At 47.4% G+C, this 24,301-nt stretch carries 17 protein-coding genes; 9 read left to right on the top strand and 8 right to left on the bottom strand.

Translation table 11 applies throughout. The features are described 5' to 3' along the window. Positions 1 to 103 precede the first annotated feature (103 nt). The 3 genes from AKL11_RS04640 (at position 104) to rnr (ending at position 5,596) form a co-directional block, all read left to right on the top strand. Positions 104 to 1,288, top strand: coding sequence for an ATP phosphoribosyltransferase regulatory subunit (locus tag AKL11_RS04640; protein ID WP_067515471.1), 1,185 nt, complete (start codon positions 104 to 106; stop codon positions 1,286 to 1,288). 166 nt (positions 1,289 to 1,454) lie between these two features. Further along, positions 1,455 to 2,747, top strand: a complete 1,293-nt coding sequence (locus AKL11_RS04635) for an adenylosuccinate synthase (protein WP_067515955.1) — start codon at positions 1,455 to 1,457, stop codon at positions 2,745 to 2,747. Between the two features lie 221 nt (positions 2,748 to 2,968). Further along, positions 2,969 to 5,596, top strand: a complete 2,628-nt coding sequence (gene rnr, locus AKL11_RS04630; protein ID WP_095210183.1) for a ribonuclease R — start codon at positions 2,969 to 2,971, stop codon at positions 5,594 to 5,596. On the opposite strand, the gene AKL11_RS04625 is transcribed toward rnr, so the two are convergent. The 3 genes from AKL11_RS04625 to AKL11_RS04615 are packed head-to-tail and all read right to left on the bottom strand — an operon-like array spanning position 5,589 to position 6,759. Then, entirely contained in the window at positions 5,589 to 6,008 is a 420-nt protein-coding gene (locus tag AKL11_RS04625) for a YeeE/YedE family protein (RefSeq protein WP_067515470.1), read from the bottom strand. The two genes, rnr and AKL11_RS04625, sit on opposite strands and share 8 nt — an antisense overlap. Before the next feature lie 13 nt (positions 6,009 to 6,021). Then, complete coding sequence (locus AKL11_RS04620; RefSeq protein ID WP_067515469.1) at positions 6,022 to 6,441, bottom strand: YeeE/YedE family protein; 420 nt, start codon at positions 6,439 to 6,441, stop codon at positions 6,022 to 6,024. A gap of 21 nt (positions 6,442 to 6,462) precedes the next feature. After that, positions 6,463 to 6,759 carry an ArsR/SmtB family transcription factor gene (locus AKL11_RS04615; protein WP_067515468.1) on the bottom strand — a complete coding sequence of 99 codons (297 nt, stop codon included), beginning with the start codon at positions 6,757 to 6,759 and terminating at the stop codon, positions 6,463 to 6,465. Between the two features lie 155 nt (positions 6,760 to 6,914). On the opposite strand from AKL11_RS04615, the gene AKL11_RS04610 reads away from it, so the two are divergent. After that, a complete protein-coding gene (locus AKL11_RS04610; RefSeq protein WP_067515467.1) occupies positions 6,915 to 8,573 on the top strand; it encodes an FAD-dependent oxidoreductase in 1,659 nt (552 codons plus the stop codon). Between the two features lie 9 nt (positions 8,574 to 8,582). On the opposite strand, the gene AKL11_RS04605 is transcribed toward AKL11_RS04610, so the two are convergent. Then, positions 8,583 to 9,227 carry a pyridoxamine 5'-phosphate oxidase family protein gene (locus AKL11_RS04605; RefSeq protein ID WP_067515466.1) on the bottom strand — a complete coding sequence of 215 codons (645 nt, stop codon included), beginning with the start codon at positions 9,225 to 9,227 and terminating at the stop codon, positions 8,583 to 8,585. 126 nt (positions 9,228 to 9,353) lie between these two features. Here AKL11_RS04605 and pdxR point away from each other — a divergent pair, with 126 nt between their 5' ends. Continuing rightward, a complete protein-coding gene (gene pdxR / locus AKL11_RS04600; protein WP_095210182.1) occupies positions 9,354 to 10,826 on the top strand; it encodes a MocR-like pyridoxine biosynthesis transcription factor PdxR in 1,473 nt (490 codons plus the stop codon). Positions 10,827 to 10,837: 11 nt separating this feature from the next. On the opposite strand, the gene AKL11_RS04595 is transcribed toward pdxR, so the two are convergent. Next, positions 10,838 to 11,629, bottom strand: a complete 792-nt coding sequence (locus AKL11_RS04595; RefSeq protein ID WP_067515465.1) for a MipA/OmpV family protein — start codon at positions 11,627 to 11,629, stop codon at positions 10,838 to 10,840. Positions 11,630 to 12,055: 426 nt separating this feature from the next. Between AKL11_RS04595 and rlmB the strand changes: the two genes are divergently transcribed. Both rlmB and AKL11_RS04585 read left to right on the top strand, forming a co-directional pair. Further along, a complete protein-coding gene (gene rlmB / locus AKL11_RS04590; protein WP_067515464.1) occupies positions 12,056 to 12,808 on the top strand; it encodes a 23S rRNA (guanosine(2251)-2'-O)-methyltransferase RlmB in 753 nt (250 codons plus the stop codon). Positions 12,809 to 12,882: 74 nt separating this feature from the next. Beyond that, a complete protein-coding gene (locus tag AKL11_RS04585) occupies positions 12,883 to 14,295 on the top strand; it encodes a hypothetical protein (RefSeq protein ID WP_067515463.1) in 1,413 nt (470 codons plus the stop codon). A gap of 36 nt (positions 14,296 to 14,331) precedes the next feature. Here AKL11_RS04585 and AKL11_RS04580 read toward each other — a convergent pair whose 3' ends face one another. The 3 genes from AKL11_RS04580 to tamA all read right to left on the bottom strand — a co-directional run bounded on the left by AKL11_RS04580 (position 14,332) and on the right by tamA (position 23,101). Beyond that, positions 14,332 to 17,277 (bottom strand): ricin-type beta-trefoil lectin domain protein, encoded by a 2,946-nt coding sequence (locus AKL11_RS04580; protein ID WP_067515462.1) that lies wholly within the window; start codon positions 17,275 to 17,277, stop codon positions 14,332 to 14,334. A gap of 269 nt (positions 17,278 to 17,546) precedes the next feature. Then, a complete protein-coding gene (tamB, locus tag AKL11_RS04575; RefSeq protein WP_067515461.1) occupies positions 17,547 to 21,410 on the bottom strand; it encodes an autotransporter assembly complex protein TamB in 3,864 nt (1,287 codons plus the stop codon). Further along, entirely contained in the window at positions 21,407 to 23,101 is a 1,695-nt protein-coding gene (tamA, locus tag AKL11_RS04570) for an autotransporter assembly complex protein TamA (protein ID WP_067515953.1), read from the bottom strand. Before tamA ends, tamB begins: the two co-directional genes overlap by 4 nt. 413 nt (positions 23,102 to 23,514) lie before the next feature. Between tamA and rpsF the strand changes: the two genes are divergently transcribed. Next, entirely contained in the window at positions 23,515 to 23,973 is a 459-nt protein-coding gene (gene rpsF, locus AKL11_RS04565) for a 30S ribosomal protein S6 (RefSeq protein WP_067515460.1), read from the top strand. Positions 23,974 to 24,051: 78 nt separating this feature from the next. Beyond that, the gene (gene rpsR, locus AKL11_RS04560) at positions 24,052 to 24,276 is read left to right on the top strand and encodes a 30S ribosomal protein S18 (RefSeq protein ID WP_020584246.1); all 225 of its coding nucleotides are present in this window, start codon (positions 24,052 to 24,054) and stop codon (positions 24,274 to 24,276) included. The last annotated feature ends 25 nt before the right edge of the window (positions 24,277 to 24,301 follow it).

The raw sequence follows: 24,301 nt of genomic DNA, 5'->3' as shown, positions 1-24,301 counted from the left end.
TTGCCGACGAGAAGATCGCTATGTCGGCAACGCTGTTGGCGTTACCGACCTACGTTAGGTGGTTTTTCCGTAACACTCGATATGAACAAAAAGAGAGATTGTTATGACCGTTGCTGATCGCTGGCTGCTGCCGGATGGAATTGAAGAAATTCTGCCAGGTAAAGCCCGAAGTGCTGAAAAGTTAAGACGCGACATACTCGATCTGTTTGATCGATGGGGTTATCAACTGGTGATTCCACCGCATCTTGAGTTTATGGAATCATTGACCGCCGGTGTTGGTCACGATTTGGATCTGCAGATATTTAAAGTGACGGATCAACTGACCGGCAGAACCCTTGGTCTGCGGGCAGACACAACGCCAGCAGTAGCAAGAATTGATGCCCATGCACTGAATCAGGATGGCCCTGTACGATTGTGTTATTCAGGTAGTGTCTTTCACACTCGACCAGCGACACTGGGTGCATCACGCTCACTGATTCAGATCGGTGCCGAATTATACGGTCACTCTGGTGTGGAAAGTGATCTGGAAGTGATTGCCCTGATGCTCGAAACACTGGGTAGAGTGGGGGCAGAGTCCGTTAATCTGGATCTTGGTCATGTGCAGATTTATCGACTGTTGGCGGATCAGGCCGGCTTGACTGATGCTCAGGAACACGAGCTGTTTGATGCGCTACAGCGCAAAGCAATCTCAGAGATTGAGCAACTAGTGAATCAGTGGGATATCGATAAAGACGTTGCAGCCATGCTGAACGCACTGCCTCAACTGGCAGGTGATATCGACATTCTTGATCGGGCAAGAGCTGCTCTGGAAAAAGCGCCTAAGGGTGTGCAGGTCGCGTTGGATGAACTTGAGTCCATTGCCCGTGATATCAGCGCTCGTTACCCGGGGACTGGGTTCTACCTCGATCTGGGTGAGTTAAGAGGCTACAACTATCATACAGGTGTCGTTTTTGCGGCCTATCTTCCTGATCAAGGTCAGGCGATTGCCAAAGGTGGCCGGTATGATGGGATTGGTGAGGCCTTTGGTCGTTCACGTCCGGCAACAGGTTTCAGTACGGATTTGAAAGCGTTATTGGAGCTGCAAGCTGGTAACGTCAGTGAACAGACCGAAGAGTTAACCGTTTTTGCACCTGCGGATGTGGATGCTGGAACTGTCCAGTCATTGCGCCAACAGGGCCAAAGGGTAGTGTGTCAGCTGCCCGGGCAAAAGACAGAAGCAGCGGACATGGGTTGTAACCGTCAGCTGGTCTGCCGAGACGGCAAGTGGTTGGTTGAGCCGATTGGCTAAACCGCATTGTCGTGACTGCTATGAAAATGCGGCTCTCCGAAGCCATTTTCATGGGTTTGGATGAGCGGCGTTTCCGCTCAGAACTGTATCTGCTTTGCAGGTAAAATATATGCAACACTTGTATTGTACCTGTGTTGTATCGCATGAAATTGAGAGACCAATTACCATGGGTAAGACTGTTGTCGTACTTGGCACCCAATGGGGTGACGAAGGTAAAGGCAAAATCGTTGATCTGCTTACTGAGCAGGCAGAAGCGGTCGTTCGCTTTCAGGGTGGCCACAATGCTGGGCACACTCTTGTTATTAACGGCGAAAAAACCGTACTGCACCTGATTCCTTCCGGCATCCTGCGTGACGGCGTTGTATGCTACATCGGTAACGGTGTGGTTCTGTCTCCGGAAGCGCTGCTGAAAGAGATGAAGCAGCTGGAAGAAACCGGTGTTCCGGTGCGTGAGCGCCTGAAACTGAGCCCTTCCTGCCCGCTGATTCTGCCTTACCACATTGCATTGGACCAGGCTCGTGAACTGGCCCGTGGTGAAGCGAAAATCGGTACGACTGGCCGTGGTATTGGTCCAGCGTACGAAGATAAAGTAGCTCGTCGTGGCCTGCGTGTTGCTGACCTTCTGCACCCAGAGCGTTTCGCTAAGAAACTGAAAGAAGTGATGGAATATCACAACTTCTCTTTGGTGAACTACTACAAAGTAGAAGCGGTTGATTACCAGAAAGTTCTGGACGACACTTTGGAAATGGCCAAAGAATTGATTCCGATGGTTGACCGTGTCGCTGACTCTCTCCACGCTCACCACGATCGTGGCGACCACATTCTGTTTGAAGGTGCACAGGGTTCCCTGCTGGATATCGACCACGGTACTTATCCGTTCGTAACCTCTTCCAACACCACTGCTGGTGGCGCGTCCACAGGCTCCGGTTTTGGTCCTCTGTATCTGGATTACGTGCTGGGTATCACCAAGGCGTACACGACGCGTGTCGGTTCTGGTCCATTTCCGACGGAACTGGATGACGAAAATGGTCGTCACCTGGCGAAAGTCGGGAACGAATTTGGTGCGACCACTGGTCGTCCACGCCGTTGTGGCTGGTTTGATGCGGTTGCCCTGAAACAGGCGATTCAGATCAACTCGGTGACCGGCTTGTGCCTGACCAAACTGGATGTTCTGGACGGTCTGGAAACCATCCGTATCTGTGTGGATTACAAAAACGCTGAAGGCGAATCCATCACGACACCAGTAGACGTGGAAGAGTACGAAGCGGTTCAGCCAGTTTATGAAGAACTGCCAGGTTGGACTGAGTCTACCTTTGGCGCGAAGAATATTGATGATCTGCCAGCGAACGCTGTTGCGTACATCAAGCGTCTGGAAGAAGTCACCGGTGCGCCGATTGACCTCATCTCTACCGGTCCTGACCGTGTAGAAACCATCATCCTGCGCCAGCCGTTTGCCTGATCGTTCTTTCGGGTAAGCACAATGAAATAGCCGATCCATATTCAGGATCGGCTATTCTTCTAATGTTGTATACTCCCTGCCTGTTTTGCATAAACTCACCTAACGATGTACTAATAAAGAATGGGTGCAATAGTAACCCCCTGCATGATCGGAATGACACACCGGCAACCTTTTCAAATTCAAAAGCAGCCTCTGGCTGGTAACGAGGTGCAATAAACCACATGTCAAAAGGGTGGAAAGATCAGGATAGTCAGGCTTCTGTCGAAGCTCAGCGGTATGAGAACCCGGTTCCCAGCCGTGTGTATATTATGGAATTTCTTGAGCAGCGGGGAGCGCCAGCCAGTCATAGCACCCTGTGCACAGAGATGGGCGTCACCGAAGAAGAACAGAAAGAAGCGCTGATGTTCCGTCTCAAAGCGATGATTCGTGACGGACAACTGCTGCAGAATCGTAAGAATGCTTTTGCCTTGGTCAGCAAATTGAACCTGATCAAAGGTCGGGTACAAGGCAATAAAGAAGGCTTTGGCTTTTTAATACCAGACGACAGCGGAGAAGACCTGTACTTGTCTCCCCGCGAAATGCGTCAACTCTTTGATGGTGATCGTGCTGTTGTTCGAGAGTCCGGCGTGGATCACCGTGGCCGCAGAGAAGGTCAGCTGGTCGAAGTCATTGAACACAATACGACACAGCTTGTTGGTCGTTTTTATACAGAATCCGGTGCCGCTTTTGTGGTGCCAGAAAATCAGCGAATCAGTCGCGAAGTTATCGTTCAGCCCGGGCCATTAATGCCAACAGAAGGGCAATATGTGCTGCTGGAAATTACCCGCCAACCAGGCCGTCGCAATATGCCGATGGGGATTGTGAAAGAAATCCTTGGTGGTCGTGCCGATGCAGGCATGGAAGTGGAAGTGGCGGTTCGCACCCACGGCATTCCCCACGAATGGCCGGAAACTGTAGAAAATCAGTGCAAAGGTTTCAAAACCGAAGTTGCAGAAAAAGATAAAGAACTAAGAGTCGATCTTAGGGAAACACCGTTTGTCACCATCGATGGTGAAGATGCCCGTGACTTCGATGATGCGGTTTACTGTGAGCCAAAGAAAGGCGGCGGTTGGCGTTTATTTGTTGCCATTGCGGATGTGTCCCATTACGTAAAACCGGATTCAGCCCTCGATAAAGAAGCCAATAATCGGGGAACATCGGTCTACTTTCCTGGCCATGTGATTCCCATGTTGCCGGAAGTGTTGTCTAACGGGTTGTGTTCACTGAACCCTGAAGTCGATCGCTTGGCGATGGTGTGTGAAATGACCATCAGTGCCAAAGGTAAAATCTCCGGTTACAAATTCTGCGAAGCGGTTATCCGTTCTCACGCACGCCTAACCTACACCAAAGTGTGGGAGATGTTATCCCATAGTGAAGAAGGTGAAACCCTGCGCAAAGAGTATCAACACGTTACTAAAGATGTTGATCAACTCTATGAACTCTATAAGACATTGATCGCTGTTCGTGCGGATCGCGGTACTATCGATTTTGATACCGTAGAAACACAAATCATTTTCGGTCGTAACCGTAAGATCGAGCAAATCGTTCCAACAGTTCGGAATGATGCACATAAGCTGATTGAAGAATGCATGCTCTGCGCCAACGTCTGCGCTGCTAAATTCCTGAAAAAGCATAACCTGTCGGGTCTCTATCGTGTCCACGAAGGGCCGACTATGGAGAAACGACTGAACCTGAACAGTTTTCTAAGCACTCTTGGTCTGGCGTTACCGTCGGGCAAGATTACGCCGGAACATATTCAGGCATTGTTGCTTAAAGTAAAAGATCGTCCGGACTTCCATGTTATTCAGGTAGTGGTTCTGCGTTCGATGAGCCAAGCCATCTACAGTGGCGAGAACGAAGGACACTTTGGTCTGGCGTTTAAAGAGTATGCTCACTTTACTTCACCGATTCGTCGCTACCCTGACTTACTGATACATCGTGCACTACGTCACGTGATTCGTTCTGATATTGCATCGAAACATGTGATTCGAGTGGGCGCTCTGCCAATTCCCAAAAAGAAAATTTATCCGTACGACCATGGTGATATTCAGGCATTAGGCGAACATTGTTCTGTGACTGAACGTCGAGCAGATCTGGCGACCCGAGACGCAATGGACTGGCTGAAGTGTGATTACATGCAGCAGCATATCGGTCAGACCTTTAATGGTGTGGTGGCTGCGGTCACTGGCTTTGGGTTGTTTGTGGAGTTGAAAGATGTGTTTGTTGAAGGTCTGGTGCATATTACCAGCCTGCCAGATGACTATTACATCTACGACAATGTTCACCACTGCCTGAAAGGTGAGCGTACAGGGCGGCGTTTTGGTCTTGGTGATCAGCTGGAAGTTATGGTCAGCAAGGTCAACCTGGATGACAAGAAGATCGATTTTGAACTGCTCTCTACCGTGAGCAACCCGAGTCGTAAAAGGTCAGCTGGGAAGTCGAAATCTGCAGGCAAATCGAAATCCTCAGGCAGTGCTGCGCTGGGCAGTCGCTTCAAATCCTCTGCTGCTAAAGCAAAACTGCTGAAAGAAGCGAAGGAAGCGGAAGAGGCTGCGAAGAAACGCAAAGGTGCTAAATCCGAAGACGGTGGTCGCTCAGGAAAGAAACCAGCAAAAAAGAAAACCACCAAGAAGGGTAAGCCAGTAAAAGCGGCTCAAAAGAAAACCGTCGCCAAAAAGAAAAAGGCGACTGGCGATAAAGCAGGTGCTGCCAGCACAGCTAAGCCCTCAGGAAGTCCTTCAGGAAGCCCTTCAGGAAGCCCTTCAGGAAAGCCGGCAGGCAAGCAGCCCCGCAAGCGGAAGATCAGTTGATCTTCTGCTTTAGCTTTTGACTGATGAAAAGCCCTGCGATCATGGCAGCCATAAATAGCCATACATCACTGTTACCCGCAAGCATGGACGTCACTGCGGGTCCAGGGCAAACGCCCAGAATTCCCCATCCCAATCCGAACAGTGCAGCACCGATAATCAGCGGACGATCCAACGCTTTTAGCGAATTAAGCGACCATTTCTCTGCAATAACCGGTTGCTGTCGCTTTTTAATGAGCAGCTGATAACCCGGAATAAACACCAGCAGCGCACCGCCCATCACAAACATCAGGGCTGGGTTCCATTCGCCGGCTACATCCAGAAAAGCAATAACCACGGCGGGATCAATCATGCCGGATAACGCCATGCCAATTCCAAATATCAGACCCGTGAGTAAAGAGATAATATAAAACATCAGCAATACTCCCTTACATCACGTGAAGTCGGATAAAAACAGTCACCGCAGCAACGGCCATAAACGTGCAGGTAGCGGCAATGGATCTGACTGATAAACGACCAATGCCACAGATGCCATGTCCGCTGGTGCAACCATTTCCCAAACCAGAGCCAAGCCCAACGAATAAGCCTGCGATAATAATGACTATGGGAGAAGCGCTGAAATCGGAAGGGAAGGTAATCCCCAGAAATTGGATAGCAAGCCAGCCGCCACCCACCATTCCCAGAAGAAAAAGCAGTCGCCAGAGAAAGTCTTGTTTCCCGGGGCTGATCAGGCCTCCAATAATACCGCTGATGCCAGCAACTTTACCGTTGAACAGTAATAACAGAAGCGCTGATGCACCCAAAAGTATGCCGCCCAATAAAGACGACCATGGAACTGCAAACTCCATTAAATTTCCCTCTTTTCATTATTATTGGCTGCAAAAAATCTCGTGCATGGCATGTATCAGTGCTTTTATTCTCGGGTCTGCCAGAGAATAAAAAACCTGTTGAGATTCTTTGCGCACTTTCACCAACTTGTGATTTCGTAACACGGTTAGATGCTGTGAAAAAGCGGACTGGCTGAGGGCCGAACTTTCTTGAAGTTGCCCTGCGCCCATTTCGCCATCGACCAACTGACAAACCACGATTAGTCGTGCCGGATGGGATAGGATTTTCAAAATTCCAGCAGCTTCTGACGCATTTGCCTGCATCTCGTTAAGCATCATGGGGTTAGACCCTCACCCTGATTTAATAACCCCAATCCTACCAAGTGTCATAATTCAGTCAATACTATATTAGATAAAGCTAAATAAGTATAGATTATATTAGTAATTTCTAATATGGTGTTTTTCAAATAATCAGATGTGAAAAGGAAATGACCATGGGCAGTGAGAAAATCGTTATTATCGGTGGTGTTGCAGGCGGTGCATCGGCAGCAGCCAGGGCGCGACGCTTGAGTGAGGTTGCGAAGATCGTTCTTTTTGAAAGAGGGCCGTACATATCATTTGCTAACTGTGGGCTGCCTTACCATATTGCGGGTGATATAGAAGACAGGGATTCACTATTACTGCAAACGCCCGAGAGCTTTCACAGTCGATTTAATGTCGATGTACGAGTTAATAGTGAAGTGGTTTTCATCAATCGCCATAAGAAAACGGTATCAGTGCTGAATCGTTTTGATGGCTCAGAATATATTGAAAGCTATGATCGCTTATTACTGAGCCCGGGTGCAGCGCCCGTTATTCTTCCCCTACCCGGAATTAATAACCCACTGACGTTTTCTCTCCGAAATATTCCGGACATGGATAATATTCTACAATCCATTGAGATGAATAAACCTGAGCATGCCACTGTCGTTGGTGGTGGTTTTATCGGTCTGGAAATGGCGGAAGCGTTTCATCATCGAGGCATTAAAACAACATTGCTTGAATTGTCTGATCAGGTGATGGCTCCGGTCGATCCGGAGATGGCGGCATTTCTGCATCAGGAAATCACCAGCCAAGGTGTTGATCTTAAGCTTGGAGTTGGCCTTAACAGCGTTGATTATCGCTCAGCGGGTAATGATTTACTGTTGAATCTGGGCGATGGCAGTACGATGGAAACAGAGCTGCTGATAATGGCCATTGGGGTTCGACCAGAGATTTCATTGGCTCGGGAAGCCGGTCTGGACATTGGTAAGCTTGGCGGTATTGTCACTAATGACCTTATGCAGACCAGTGATCCGAGTATTTATGCCGTCGGTGATGCAGTAGAAGTCAGTGACTTAATAACAGGTGAGCCAACGTTAATTCCATTAGCGGGTCCGGCGAATCGACAGGGTCGAATTGCAGCAGACAATATGCTGGGTAGAGTGGAAAGCTATCAGGGGACTCAGGGAACCTCCATTTGCAGAGTATTTGATCTGACTGTAGCTGCAACCGGAAAAAGTGAAAAAGCATTAAAAAGAGATGGGCTGAGTTTTGAGAAAGTCTATGTGCATGGTGCCAGCCATGCCAGTTACTACCCAGGAGCAGAAACGGTTTCCCTGAAGCTATTATTTGACCCATCATCTGGAAAGATTCTAGGTGCCCAGGCTCTGGGGAAAGAAGGTATCGATAAGCGTATCGATGTTCTCTCTGTGGCTATTCGGGCAGGCATGACCGTAGAGCAACTGCAGCATCTTGAGCTCACTTATGCACCGCCCTTCGGTAATGCGAAAGATGTAATTAATCAGGCTGCTTTTGTGGCCACCAATATTTTGAAAGGTGATTTGAAGTCCATTCATTTTAATGAGATTACTAATTTAACAGAAGACAGAGTGCTTCTGGATGTTCGTGGCCCTGATGAATTATCTGAGTGTGGATTTATTCCGGGAGCCATCAATATCCCATTGTGCCAGCTTCGTGATCGTATTCATGAACTGCCACGAGATAAAGAAATTGTCGTTTACTGTCTGGTGGGGCTAAGAGGTTATGTGGCTCATCGTCAGCTGATTAATCAGGGCTTTAACTCCCGTAATCTCTTAGGAGGATACAAAACCTGGCTACTGGCAAACCAGTAACCAGCAAGGCTACCTCTGGAATGGGCACCCTCCACCCTTCGGGCCGTCAATCGGTAGTGTGCCATTCCAGACTGGTAATGACAGATCTTCTTCATCTTCATTAGGGCCTCCAGTGCGGGATTTAAACGACGCTTCGTTAATGGTCAGTTTAAGGAGTGCGGTGGCTTTTCTTTCTTTGTCGTTCGGTGGACGAACCTGGCTCCATCGCCCGGGTTCAATATCATCAATGATCCTTTGGAACGCCTGATCAAATTCATCGGGTGAATCTACTCGACTGCCAGTGCAGAACAAAACCGCAGACCGGTAATTGACGCTGGTGTGATAGGCGGATTTGGAAAGCACCCACTCGCTGGCTTCTGCAAAAGAGATACTGACTTCTGCACCACTTGAAATCAGCGTATCGAGCCGGGTTTTATTCAGAGTATGAAAGTACAGGTGTTCATCAACCCGCCAGAAGGTCATGGGAATAATTACCGGACACTGACTGTCTTTATCCATAAACGCCATGTGGCCTAGTTTTAAATCATCAATCAGCTGAAAGATCGCTTGCTTGTCGTAGCTGGCATTTTTCTTACCACGGCGAACGGTGGAGCGGGCAGTGGTGGAAAATTGATCATCAACTTTCTGTTGTCTGGTTAGGCATAGCTGATCCATATCTGTCTTCCTGATAGCTGATCCATATCTGTCTTCCTGAAAGCTGACTCTGTTCAGATAGGCATAATTATCTTAAGGTATTGGTCTCTTAATAAGATCCAATTTTATAATAATCTAGGTACCAATTTGGATTTACGGGATATTCAGCTCCAACAGTCAGCACCAGAGAGAGATGGTGCCTCTCTCAGTCAGCAACTGTTTTTTGCTTTGCGACAGAAGATTCTGGCTCGTCAGTTATCCACAAGTAGTCGCTTACCTGCATCCCGGGTACTGGCGAGTGATCTGGGCATTAGTAGAAATACGGTAAACAGTGCCTATGAACAATTACGTGCTGAAGGCTATGTGACCAGTCGAGAAGGCAGTGGGTTTTTCATAAGTGCTCAATTGCCTAAGGCTGATCTTGCGCCTGAAGCGGTGTCAGGAAAACGGTTAAATCAGTGGCCTGAGCTTTCTGAATACGGCAGTCGTCTACAAAGGTTCTCTGTACGGAACGATAAAAAAGGGACTATGGATAACCTGCCTTTTACTGTTGGGTTGCCTGATTTTCGATTATTTCCCAATAAAGTCTGGCAGCAACTGGTTCGTCGTCATTGTGATCGTCGTGTTTTGATGGGTTATCACGATTATCAGGGCTATGAGCCTTTACGCAAAGCACTGGCAGCCTATCTAAATTCCAGTCGAGGAATGAATTGCCGTTCAGAGCAAATTGTTATTACTCAGGGTGCTCAGCACGGTTTGGCATTGTGTGCGCAGTTATTACTGAATTCAGGTGATAAAGTGCTGATGGAGGAGCCTGGCTACACCGGCGCTCGAAACGCATTCTCTGCAATGGGAGCGCACATTTCTCCAATAAGACACAGCAAGAACGGTATCAATATTCCAGAGCTGCCTGAGACTGGCGATTATCGTGTGCTTTGTTGCACGCCGACCCATCAATACCCGATGGGCGGTATTTTATCCGCCAGTGAACGTATGGAATTATTGCAGTGGGCTGAAAGAAACCAATGTTGGATCATTGAAGACGACTATGACAGTGAGTTTCATTATTACAGTAAGCCCATTGCAGCCATGGCTGGTATGGCTGAGCAGACGCCGGTTATCTATATGGGCAGTTTCAGTAAGACGCTGCTACCCGGACTACGGCTGGGCTATCTGGTCGTACCTGAACACCTTGTGGATGTTTTTGTGGATGCAAAAGCGTATAGCAGTGGTGAAACACCACTGTTTACCCAAGCGGTGGTTGCCGACTTTATCGAAGAAGGGTATTTCTATCGACACCTTCGCCGCTGCCGGAAAAGCTATCAACAAAAGTGGGAACATATGCAGCAGTTATGCACACAACACCTTGCGGGGTTGATGACTCCCGTTGCCCAGAGTGCCGGTATGCACATCGCACTAACTTTTGATGATCAGCGGATGGATGATGCTCAGGTGAGTAAGAAATTCAGAAAGCAGGGGTTTGGAAGTTCACCTTTGAGCAGTTATTACTATTCACCCTTGAGAGCGCAGGGATTGGTATTGGGCTTTGCAAATACGACAGAGGAAGAAAGAGAGCAGGGTATTGCAGTGTTGAAACCCTGCTCGCAACCTTCTTGTTAATACAGCAGATGTCAGAATCTGTACTGATACATAACAGAAACTCCGCTAGAGCTTTTACGATCTACAATCGGGCTATCAGTTACTTGGCTAGAATAACGTGTGTATGATGCATCAAACATTAATCCATGGTGCTCTGTGATTTCGTACATGGCCGATAGACCCGCACTGTAGTTCACCCCAGAACCGGCTTTGTAATAGGCTCTATCGGCTTTGACGTCTGTCTGGGTTACACCGTAGTAATAGTTGTTGGTTTTGCCACTGACCCACTGGGCAGAGATGGATGGCGCCAGTTCCCAGCGAGAAGAAAGCTCGATGGGGTAAGCGTATGAAAGAGCTGCTGTCTGACCTTTATGCTTGCCACTGATGTCACTGGTCAGTACAAAATCGATGTCACCAAAATCAGCTTCGTAGAAGAACATAATGCTGCCGGTTGTCACATCATCGAGCTTTGTCATGTCTTTTAAGTCATCACTGTCGCCACGATCGGTACTGCCCACCTCATCGCCCATACCAATAGCAGCAGCGATGCCAAAGTTCTCTCCGCCATAAAGGTAAGACCCTAGTTGTCCTCCACGCAAAAATAGCGGCCCCCATTGCACTTCAACCCCCGGTGTAATAGATCCTTCTGTTTTACCGCCTTTGTAAATGGACTGGTCTGAGCCATAGCCTATTCCCAGTCCGAGAACTTCAAAGTTGTCATAGATCCCCTCTTCTGCCGTAGAGAAAAAACTGATACTTGAGAATAAAACGGCTAATGGTAATTTTTGAATTATCTGCACCTGCTTTACCCTTTTTTTGGTCATTTTTATTCAGGGTAACAAGAAGGGAGTAACAGTCTGGTTAAAACGAGCGTGTTCTCAACCCATCACATTTTAAATTATTGAAAGCCGGTCTAAGAATTCTGTTCATTCGGTAGTGATGTTTCGTCAATTGATGGGTTGAATGTTCCTTATCACACTGTAAGTAGTGGCCATTTGGAATCGAATATTTCTGGCCGAGTGGGCAAGTGCTATGCAAGGCACAACGCAGGGAGCATAGCCGTAGCTATGTGACCGGAGTTGTAATGCCGCAGACTGAGTGGCTGATTTTGGCCTATGTTCTCAGGTAGGACGTGATGGGAACGCACATTGACTTGAAATTCGAGGCGGCCCATCGGACGATACCTTCTGATGCTGCATATCTGTTAGAATTGCCGGTTTATCTCTCCTGATCTGCCTGACGGGAACTCCATGAACGATGATGTAATTTTTGGCCTGCATGCCGTGCAGAGCCTGTTTGAAAAATCCCCTGAACGAGTGCTGGAACTGCAGATTCAAAAGGGTAGAACGGATAAGCGAATTAACGCGCTGGTGGATGAAGCCAGAAATCAGGGCGTTGCGGTTCGTTTCGTAGAGCGCAGTCGTCTGGATGCCAAAGTCGATGGTGTTCACCAGGGGATTATGGCCAAAGTCTCAGCTGCCCGGGTTTATCGGGAAGAAGATCTGGAAGATCTGCTGGATGCTCTGAGTGAAGCGCCGTTTCTGCTCATTCTGGACGGTGTGACCGACCCTCATAACTTGGGTGCTTGCCTGCGTACGGCGGATGCTGCCGGTGTTCAGGCGGTGATTGTGCCAAAAGACAAGTCCGCCACGCTTAATGCGACTGCTACGAAAGTGGCCTGTGGTGCAGCGGATAATGTGCCCCTCATTCAGGTGACTAACCTCGCCAGAACCATGGAGTGGTTGAAAGAGCGTGGTATCTGGATGATTGGTACTGCTGGCGAAAGTTCCGGCAATATTTATCAGTCCGATTTAAAAGGGCCGCTTGGGCTGGTGATGGGCGCGGAAGGAAAAGGTATGCGTCGTTTAACCCGCGATTTATGCGATTCTCTGATTTTTATCCCGATGGCGGGTTCGGTCAGCAGTCTTAATGTGTCAGTGGCTACTGGTGTGTGTCTTTTTGAGGCTGTTCGGCAGCGCGGTACCCTTGAATTGAAGAGTTAGTGAACTAAATGGATTGTTATCTGTCCTAAACCATTGTTCTTTCTTTTTATGGCGGAGGGCAGAAGACAACAATCATGGCTGTTATCGAAGAGCAGGCTGGCCCAAGTCGGCCATTACAAACTTGTGAGGCTCCAGCAAGTAGTTCAGGTCGTGAGCAAGTAAGCTCAGGGGGACGGAATATTCAGGTTGCCCCCGTTAATCCTATGGTTATTAGCGAGCAGGAAGACAGACAGTTAGCAGAAGCCATGAGGCTGTCAGAGATGTCAATACAGCCTCAATTGTCTCTGTCTGCGCAGCAGGAAAAACTCTTACCTTATATTGAGCCTTACTTTCCTGGAGCGAATGCCGCCAATGTGGGAGAAACGGTTAAGGAAGTTTACTCGATTCTTGATAAGGAAAGTTCCACTCTGCGACAAAAAAAATTAGCAGAATTCAGTGGTAAGGAGTTCTCTGATTTTGTTTTTGAACGTTTTGCGGTTCGCAGAATATCAGACAAAGGGCGTATACAGGGATTACTCAACGCAAGTATGACGTTCTCTGATCTGATCAGCCTTTTTAAAGATTATAACGTGGCGAAAGAAAAAGAGTTACGCGGATTTTTGCAGAGCAAAGACGTAAGATGCAACAGTAAAAATACAACCTATTATCGAGTGGGTTCTTATTGTACTGCGCAAGATGAGCTTGGTCGCTGTCAAAGAGCTAAAAGGCGGGAGCGAATTTTTGAAGAAGAAACAGTGAATGTTCAGAGAACTGCTTTTGGTTATGGTTTGTATGTGGCAACTACGAAAGCCGCTGCAAAGAGCTATTTAGGTCAGGGTTATAATAAACAAAACCCGGTTTGTATTCTTGAAATTCGATTGAAAGATAAAATCCCCATTGCTGCTTTTCATTATATAGAAAATAGCATTGTAGAGGCCGTTAAAAATGATAAATGCCATGTTACTGGTGTTCTTTATCAGCAAAGGAAAAAAGAGTGCTTGATAAAAGATGAAAATATCATTTCGAGTGTAAAGGCATTTCATACAGATATTAGAACAAAGCTGGCTATTCCGTTTAGTAAAGATGAAATTTCAAATAAAGCGCTTTTTACGTCACCAATAAAGAAAGAGATGTTGGATCGCTATTCAATAGGATACAGGAAAATTGGAGCCAAATGTGTCATTGATCCCTTCTCTGGAAATAACAAGAAAGAACTTCTGGAATATGCTTTTAAAGTGGCTAATGAAGTTCGTGAATCATCGGAATACAAATACAAATACGAATACGAATACAAGTATTATTTTCAGGACCAACGGGGTGATTGCATTCGTGTAAAACCTGCTGCGGAAATAAACGGCAAAATTTCTCATAGAGATCAATTTGAAAAATTTCTTGTTCAATATAAATGGCCAAAAAATATAGAAAACCAGAAGCCTGAAAAGCAGGCTCCGAGTTTATGGAATAAAGGAAAGTTTCAAGTGCGATCTTTCTTTTCAAAGTTGTGGTAATGCCGGTATAACTATACCGACATTACTTAAGGCCTATTAATTCAAACCAGCCCGCCACTTTTGATTATTACCGCCATGGCTACTCCATAAGATAATGGCGACACCATCGCTGGTACCATCAGCATCAATCACCTGGTTACCATTTAGCCTTGGGCTAAATCGAGCACCATTTTTATTGAATTGTTGACTGAGATTGTGCTCATCGCACTGGGCAATTTGCAGCTGCGTACCATTTCCGGTGTTGCCGTTAGGCACAGTCATGCACATATTACCCGGCAACTGACTTTTGATCGTGCCTTTCACCGGATCAAAATACCACTGCTGTCCGGCTGTTGCGTTACAGGTATTGAGTTGAACGCTTGTGCCGCTAGCGTTACTGCCATTGGCGACATTCCAGCATTTGCCTGAACGCTTATCGCGGAAATCAACCCAGCGATGGATGGCTGATTCTGGGCGTAGCTCCCATGCTTGCCATGCAGCGCCATGGTATTCCCACTGGCCGACATTACTGCCGTTGATTAAGCCATAGGCGTCAGCAACGATCAGCGGATTGTAGATGCTGGAAATATTGTTGGCATTATACGTCCATCGCAGGTTATCACTGTCGACACAGTCCCAGATGACGACTCCACCATTGTTATAGGCTTCGCCACGGTTATCCAGGCATTTGCTGCGATCTGCTCTGTTCTCAAGCATTCCGGAATGTTTGTTGAAAATCCAATCCTGATCAAAGGAGTAATCATCACAATTCCAGAGCTGCACATTGGCACCGTTAACCAGATTATTATCGCGACCATCGATGTCCATACAGCGGTTAGCGTCACGGTTGACGATTTTCACAAACGGCTCAAGTGGGTCTATATAAGCGACGTCGGTATTACTTTCAGCTCTTTCCCAAACTTGCAGGTAGGCTTCTGCAGAATTCATCACCGCTTCGTACACCCGGTTCGAACCCCGTTCACGGATGTCCTGAATTTCGTCCGCCAACATGCCGTAGTGGGCCATGCCTTCTTTGTTGTAATCGAACGCTCGATTACCTGACTGTTGCACATCAAAGGTCAGGCCAAACTCAGAAGTGAACGGGTACTCAAGTGGATCAGTTTCTGCATCACTTCGAGGACCATGTTGACCACCAAGGCCGCTCATGTCGGTACCAACACCAACACCGGCAAGATAAGGTGTCTGCTCAATTTCATCGAGGAAGGTGGAAACTTTCGATTCCATTCCGTAGACATTTGAGTTGTAAGGCGCAGAGAAACCACCAGCTTTGATCACACGCTTAGTATTTTTGTGAAGACCACCATTACTGGCTGCATTCATCCAGCTATGGGAGGTGACCACTCCACTGTAGCTCCGGGCTTCAACAATATCCATGACAGATGTCGCAGTATCCGGGCTCATGTGGTCCATCTCAATCAGCATTTTCTTATCGATCATGCGATTGACCAGATAAACACCCAGCTGTGACAGGCCAAGCTTGTTACAGTGTTCGATGGTTTCATCGTATTGGGGGTTCAGGCCAACACCGTTAAGAATATCCTTAATAAACGGCACTTCACCAATGAGTGGGAACCCTGAGGTAAATGCCGCACCTTTGGTGTCTGCATCGCAAGCTTTGGTTTCAAAGAAACGGTTACCAGCAAGCCACTGGCCCACGTTGATAAAGCCATTTTCTACTCTGGAGCCAGCAATCTGGTTATCAAACTTATGGGTTGGATAGATAACTCGCACACCGGCGTCGTACAATTCATTCAACGCACTTTCTACAGTGTTGCGATTACATTTATCTTTTTGTCCACAGTTGAAGGTTTCCGAAGCTTCGACGCCCATCAGCACTGCCATCTGACCATTGGCCATCACCTGTCGTGCTTGTTCGGGTGATGTGACCAGACGGAAAAAGCCTTTGCCCGGACCGCCAGCTTGAGCATCAATATAAGCCTGCATTTGATGCAACCGCCGAATCTGCAGACGAATACTGTCCATAGTGTTACAACTGTTGGGGTTTACCCAGCTGCCAGGGTTGACCGTTTTCTGCACATTACAGAGCACTTCGTTTTCTACAAGATGGGTGACCATCATCTTCAGGCCTGAGAGATACGCTCGCTCAATCCACTTATAGTAGTAACCCATATGGCTCAGGGATTTATTGTTTGGCCAGAAGGGAAACTCAGGCCAGCCTCGGGTGTCGTAACGGAAATTCACGTCGTTAAAGGCGTAGAGATTACCGATGATATCCAGAGAGCCGTTAGGACCATGAATGTCTTTACTGTCGCGCAGTGCTTCAGCTACGCCCCAGCGATGGAATGGTTCGCCGTGCATCATTTTGCCGCCCATGAATTCATAGGAGGTGATGTGGGTATGAGGATCAACATAGCCTCGAACCGGGCTGGCTGGGTCGCCTTTCAGCCCATCAATAGGGCCTGCAACGTTCACTTCTACTTCAGGGAACGGTGTACAGTCTTCCTGGGCAACCAGTTTAAAGCGGTTTTCACTGGTGTAATCATTTGGGTTTAGCAGGTCAAAGAAGTAGAGCCCGCCATCTGCCCAGTTGTGGCGCAGTGTTCTGTTTAGACCTGTACCGTGGAAGCTGAACAAGTGCTCACCACCAGTAATTGGTACAGCGTTAATGCGCCATTCAGCGAATTCACCGGCGTAGCGGCCGGCACTGATTTCTGCGGGAAGATGAGATGCGAGGTAACGGCCATCAACGTCAGTCATCAAATAATGAGAAAACGACGTTGGCTTCATAAAGAAACGTGCAGCGTCATCTACATTATTGTTGTCAAAACGATAACTTAAACCGTTATCAACAGCGCCACCTTTATAAAACTTCTTAAGGTAGTTGCCATTGTGTGGTGATTGGATGGCATAGCATCCCTGGGCAAGACTATATACTGCATCTTCTGCGGGGTTGGCCTGTAGCCCTGACGAAAGTAGGGCAGCGCAAGCCAGCAGACCGCAGCCGGTTAGTTTGGTTTTCATAGGAGATCTCTTGATTGTTATTTTTATTGTCAATCAGGTTCTGGGGGACACCTTGAACTCAACAGATCCTTGCTAAATGAATTCTCATTGGCCTATCCAGCCATAAGCAGAATAAATACGCGGCGCAATAATTATTCATCTGATCAATTACTATACAAACACTTGTTTGAATAATCAAAAAATCTGACAAAAGTTCACAAAATAGAACTTGGCTTTGTATTTGGTGAAGCAGATAAGTGTTTTGAGTTATAAAATGGTGTGTTGATGATTCATTGCATGCTTAGCGGATCATGGTCGTTGGACTGGACCTTAAATTGATAAAACAGATCAACAGCCTGAGCAACACCACTGACGGCTTGAAGATATAACCTTGGCATCAGTTCATAGCGAACCTTCAATTCGGCAATGGAGTTGAAGACACCAGCGCCGTATTGAACTCTTAGCCCTGGTGCCAGTGTTCCACCAATAGTCACCTGAGTATCATCACCGCTGCCTTGTGTTGCTAATGTCACATCGGATATTCCCACCGCTTTGCCCAGTGTTGTTACCACACCGCCGAATTGGCTGACTCCGAAGCTGATTAACATAGCCTGTACTGCCGAGTTGTCATCGCCCTCCAGACCATACCCACGAAGCAGGTATGACCACTGTTCTTCCTGTGCCATGGCGGGGTCGGAATAAATAGTAAACTCAGGACGATCCGGTGGACCACTGACCTGAACGCCTACCGTTACATTGCCTTCTATACTGTCGGGGTTACGAATGGCATTGACCGCCAGATAAGGGCTGGAAAGAGGGCCTGAGAAAATAATATCGCCCTCTTTGATTAATAGATCCTGACCGAACTGATGATAACGGCCTTTCAGTAGCTGGATTGAACCATTGCCGGTGAGTGGTTTTTCCGGTTGCTGGTTTATTCTCAAGTGGCCAGCAAGGTTAGCTTTCAGACCATAGGCGTCTATCTTGATGTCATTACCCAGAACCATATCCACATCCATGGATAAAGTAGAAGCAGAGTTGGTTTTTGTTGTGGATTCGGAGGTAACAATAACGACATCATCCGAAGGTTTAACAGCCTGCTTTGGTAGTTGCTTCACTTGTACTCTGGCCCAGGGAATATGAACAGTGCCGGAGAGGGTGTCGGAATCACCAAGGTTGATGGTTAAATTCGGTGAGGCTTTCAGCTGAAGAATACCTGGGTAACGAGCCTCCAGGTCTTTTCCTTTCATGGTAAGTTGCCCGCGAAGTGGTTGCTGTTGCCAGTTCATGTCGCCCGACAGTTGCATATCACCATCACCCACCTTGAGGCTGCCATTTAGCAGAGCATGGTCGCCTTTAAAAGCCAGTTGTGTTTTAAGGCTGCTGACTTTGACAGTATCTCCCCGGGATATCGCGTTGCCATCACTGAGTTGCAGCTTGCCATACAGCATTGGTTCTTTCAGTGTGCCAGCCATTCGGGTATTCATAGAGAGGAACCCATCAAGACGTCTTAGTTCGGGTATCAGAGGCTGAAGAAACGTTAACTTTATGCTCTGAATATCAGCGGTGCCACTCAATTGCTGTTGCTTCTGAATATCGCTGACAGAAAGGTTTAATTGTGCAGTTCCCAGTACTTTGGACAGGAAGTCGAGTTTCGCCGTCAAGGTTTCTGAATCAAGGTTTATACTGGCGTTGAGCTGTTGGTATTCAGCGACGACGGATGCAGCAGATTTATTGATTAACTTACCGGGTGTCGTTTGCAATCTGGCGTTGGCTTTTGGAATACCATCAATCCATTGCAGTTCACCGTTGCCAGAGAGTTTTGCTTCCCAATTAAAGGTATTGGGAAAAAGAGGGCTCAGCGTGGATAAATCGAGATCCGATAACACAAAGCTGGTAGTGGCTTGATTTGGTGACAAATGGGACCTCCCAATACAGAGTTTTGCAGGGCTTGATAGCCAGCACTGATCTGAGATTGTCCCATGTTGTTTCCGGTTTAACTGGATGGAGACAGGCTTTTCCAGTGCCCACTTATCCACAGGTGTTGCCAATATTGCTTCAGGAATATCAGCACTCCATTGATTGTTTTTCCAGGAAGCATTAATGGTGAGTTCACCGCCAATGGGGTTACCAGCCGTTTTAATCGCAATGATGTGTTTCAGTTCATCGCCACTGGCTGTGAGAGAGAAGTCGTTTAACTGCAAAGCCTCATGATTAAGCGCGACAGCATCTATTTCAGTCCTCCCTTCAATCACTTTACCTTTTGTTAAGTTGCCGGTTGCTTTGAGTCCGGTGATGCTGGTTTGTTGATAAACAAATCGGGAGCTATTGATTGAATAGGTCAGGGATGGCTGCTGGTTAGTGCCACTGACGTTAATGTTACCTTGAAGTTGGCCGGCAAGATCTTGATGCAGCAACCCAAGTGTTTGGGCATTTATTTCAGCTCGCAGTGCTACTTTTTCAGCCAGAGTGCCGTGAACATCCAACTGGTTATCACCCAAAGAAAGATGCAGGTTGTTGGCAGTAGCGGTAAAAGGCAGAGCATAAGACGATGAACGGATACTAGTCGCTTTTAGCTTGCCTTTGGCGGATGCCGGCTGATTAAGCAGAGTACCGTTGATGTCCATATCTGAAAGTTGTAACTGCCATTTCTCATTCTGCAGCGAAAACTGCGACTGCAGGGTGCCATTCAATGTACCCGGAATATCCGGTAACCACAGCTCTGGTGTTAACTGTGAGAGCTGCACTTTTCCCTGCCATTGAATGCCATTTTTCCAGTTCAATATACCGGTAAGATTGACTGCTTTTTGAGCGCTTGTCTCTTTATTGGTCGTGTCTACTGGATTAGCAGACAGTTCTTTGATCGATAAGGTTTCCAGGTTGCCATTACTTATCAGTTTGAGGTGTGCTTCAGGTTGGTCAATAGCGTGCAGGGCAGCATCAATCGTCAATTGATACTGGTCGAGTTTGCCGAAAAGGTGAACTGATCCGAAGTCAGAGATTAATTGTGGCGCATCCGCCAGAGGCGGCCACTTCAGGTTCTGCCATGAGATACGCAAATTCATGGGTATTTGTGGTTTTAACGGGCTGATGGTTCCTTGTATCTCTGCGTTGATCAGGCCTTTGGTCTTAACATCGATCGTCAGCAGATTCAGGTCACCAGAGGTTTTCAGGGTTAGTTGCTCATCCTTGATGCCATTCAGTTCAGCTATGTTGAAGTTGTCGTAGAGCGTGGCCTCGAGATTTATATCCGAAGGGTAATTATCAGACAGCTGCATTGTGCCTGTTAATTGAGCATCAATTTTTGGGGATTTCAGGGCAGCCGAAAGGTTTTTTATTTCGGAGTCATCCCACCTTAAGCCCAGCTCTAATTTTTGCAGACTTTCCTTAACATTCTGATTCTCAAGAGATGCATTGGTTAGCAGAAATCTGTCCAGTGTAATGGGGATCGGGGTTTGAATCCTGGGAAGATTCGTTTTAGAAAGGTCTATACCTTTTGCTAGCGAAAATGAGCCTATTGCAGAGGGCGGCGTATGTTCTGTCGGTTTCATCTTCAGGTGAAACTGATCAACGATCAGTTCTGGAATGGTGAGCAGGTTGTTTTTTAGCTGAATGATTGAATGCAGCGTACCGACAGAAAGATCCGCTTTAGGACTTTGCAGCGTGAAATTATCCAGATAAATCTGGTCAACCCTGAGGTTGAAGGGAAGCTTGAAAGGTGAATCGGCTTCAGGCTCTGTCTTTCCTACATCCACTTTTTCAGGGATGTTATTTATTATCAGTCGTGTGTTTTTTAATCGAATAAGTTGTATAGGTAACTCTCTGTTTAACAGCTTGGCAAAGTGCCACTCCAGTATGACTTCGTCGGCGTTGAAGCGTGTTTGATGGTCAGTCCATGTAAGATTGTTTAATGTCCAGCCGGAGAGAAGCTCTCCTTTCACAAACTCTCCGCTTAATGGTGAAATTGAATAAGTCAGTTGTCGCCAGATGAATGCATTGCCGCTTTGGGTAAACACCAGAAGGCTGAATAAACACAGGATAACTGCAACCAGGCCAAGAAGAACCGATGTGATTCTGGTGGCCAGAGTGATATTTCTTTTGGCTTTCTTATCAGGGGAAGCGTGTGGTCCGGCTTTGGCGGGATCTGTACTCATAGATCAGGCCCTATGGTGAAACTGATTCGAAGTGGTGAGTTGGGTTCGCTGATGGCAAACGAAAAATCCAACTTCAATGGTCCCAGGGGCGTTATCCATCGAATACCAGGGCCTGCGCCAGTCTTCCACTCTACTTTGTCCTTTTCATAGGAGTTGGTCACGGTGCCTTTATCAATAAACAGCGCCAGCCGCCAGCTTTCAGAAACCTCAAAGTTGTACTCAAGGCTGCCAACAGTGAGATATTGCCCGCCAATCAGTTGGCCACTGTTGTCTTTTGGCGAGATGCTGTTGTAGCTGTAACCGCGGATGGTTTGATCGCCACCGGTAAAGAAGCGAATGGATGGGGGAATGTTCTGAATGTCATCCACCCAGATGGCGCCTTGTTCAACTCTGGCAATCAATCGATGGTCGTCACGGAAGCGGGTTAACCATTTGGCTCGCCCCCAGACTTTCACAAAATTCACATCGGACTGCCAGGCGTTAGAGGACGTTTCGATTTTAAAGTTGAAAACATTACCAGATCGAGGGTCGGTAGGGTTTCCTCGCACCTTCCGTCGATCAAGGGACATACCGGGAATGAGCAGCAAAGAATTGCTGGTTTGTAGCCCCTGGGTAAAGTCTTCGTAATCTACTCGGAAAAAGAAGTTTTGATCCCAGTTACCAGGCCTTTTGTTCCATTTGTTGATCGAGGTAGAGATTAGTTGGCTGTTGGTATCCTCCAACGCGTTTCGCTGATAACCGCCGTCCAGGCTGTAGTATTCCGATAATGGGTTGCCATAGGGAATTTTATAGCGTCCGCTGAGTTCACTCACTTTGTCTGAATATTTGATGTCGCTGGCAAAACTGTGACCCTTTTCTCCCAGCCACGGCTTATCGATGCTGAGGGTTATTCTTGGCCCTTCATCGGTGGAGAAACCGATTCCCGTTTCCAGCTCCCAAGCTGTTTTTGGCGTGACGCTGATGCTGATGGGCACTTCATCATTCATGGCCTGGTCTTTTAAAGGTTGCACATCAACGTAATTAAAATAGCCCGTTGTTGATAGATCCCGGCTGAGTTGGCTGACACGTTCAGCCAGGTAAGGGCTGCCCGGTTCCATGGTGATCATCGGGGCGATCAGTTTACGGATGCCTTTGGTGATGGATTGATCAAAAATCACCTGGCCAAACCGATATCGCCGACCCGAATCCAGAGTAAGAATGATTTCTGCCGACTGCCTCTGAGGAGACACTCGAATCTGGTGCCTGGAAAGCTCAGCATTAAAATAGCCGCGGCTGAGGGCTAAGCTGGTCAGGCTGGTCTTCAGCGATTCATACAAGCCATCATTGAGTACTTCTCCCATGGTCAATGGTTGCTGCTTTATTAAGCGTTTAAAGGCTTTGTCGGATTGAGCGTCACCGTTCAGGGTTATCTTCACCGCTCGTACAATCACGGGCAGGCCGGCATTAATGTCTATGGAGAGCGTTTTGGGCTTATCTTTGTTGTAGGTGAGTTGGATCGAGGGTTGGTAATAACCCAGGGCTTTCAGTGCGCTGCTCAATGCTTCGCGAATTTCAGGTTGGTGATCCTGATAACGGTTGGCTGGAAACTCAGGTAGGTTTTTCAGGTACATCAAAGCATTTTGCTGGAGCGCACTATCTAACCCATTAATTTTCCATGTGATTTCACTGGCTTTGAGGGTACTGGAAAACAAGATAACCGCCACGGCGAACCACAGGTTGCGAAACCTTGTGGTGAACAAATACCTGATGAGCCGGTGGCTATTAAGGTTAATCATATTTCAATAGTAGTGGCGGTGTTTTGCTTCATAAAGGTAAATGACTACTACGGTTCCGGATACTACCGGCACGGAAGTTGCTCGCTCCCCTTGCATCCCACGGGACAAGTCTCTAGAATCTCCGCTCTTTATATGCTTGGGGCAATGTGTCTGAGTGTTTTAAAGCCGCTTTAAAGCGTATTCCAGATCACAATGCATCAAGTTCTATATAAAGTACATTGGTGAACGCTTGCGTTCCCGCTCTCCTTGCCTTACTGCATAACACTGTTTTCGGCTTGTTCCGGAACTAGCGTAACGCAGAAGGCTATTTAACCCGTAAGGAGCAAATAATGCGTCATTACGAAATCGTTTTCCTGGTTCATCCTGACCAGAGCGAACAAGTACCAGCCATGGTTGAGCGTTACACTCGCACAATCACTGAAAATGGCGGCAAGGTACACCGTCTTGAAGATTGGGGCCGTCGCCAGCTGGCTTACCCAATCAACAAAATCCACAAAGCTCATTACGTTCTGATGAACCTTGAGTGTGGCAATGAATCCCTGAGCGAGCTGACTGATAACTTCCGTTATAACGACGCAGTTATCCGTAACATGGTTATTCGTCGTGATGAAGCCATCACCGAAGCTTCTATCATGCTGCAAGCTGACGAAAAGCGTGACCGTCGTGAAGACCGTGGTGATCGTGAAGATCGTCGTGATGATCGAGATGATCGTCGCGGTGAGCGTCGCGAAGAGCGTGCTGAAGAAGAAGTCGCTGTTGAAAGCGATGCGGACGAGTCTGAAGAGTAAGTTTTCTGCGTTGACCCTTGAGGTCATCAGAGCTCTTCTCTTAACCATACAAGCGCAATCATTCAAGGAGACGTTGTCATGGCACGTTTTTTCCGTCGCAGAAAGTTCTGCCGTTTTACCGCTGAAGGCGTGAAAGAGATCGATTACAAAGATCTGAACACCCTGAAAGCTTATGTATCTGAAACCGGCAAGATTGTTCCTAGCCGCATCACTGGTACCAAGGCTCGTTATCAGCGTCAGCTGGCAACTGCCATCAAACGCGCTCGTTACGTGGCTCTGCTGCCATACACCGATCGCCATTAAATACTGTCACCTTATTAACAGGGTA

Source organism: Endozoicomonas ascidiicola, assembly GCF_001646945.1.
GTDB classification, from domain to species: Bacteria; Pseudomonadota; Gammaproteobacteria; order Pseudomonadales; family Endozoicomonadaceae; genus Endozoicomonas; species Endozoicomonas ascidiicola.
This window is presented reverse-complemented; position numbering and strand designations above follow the sequence as displayed.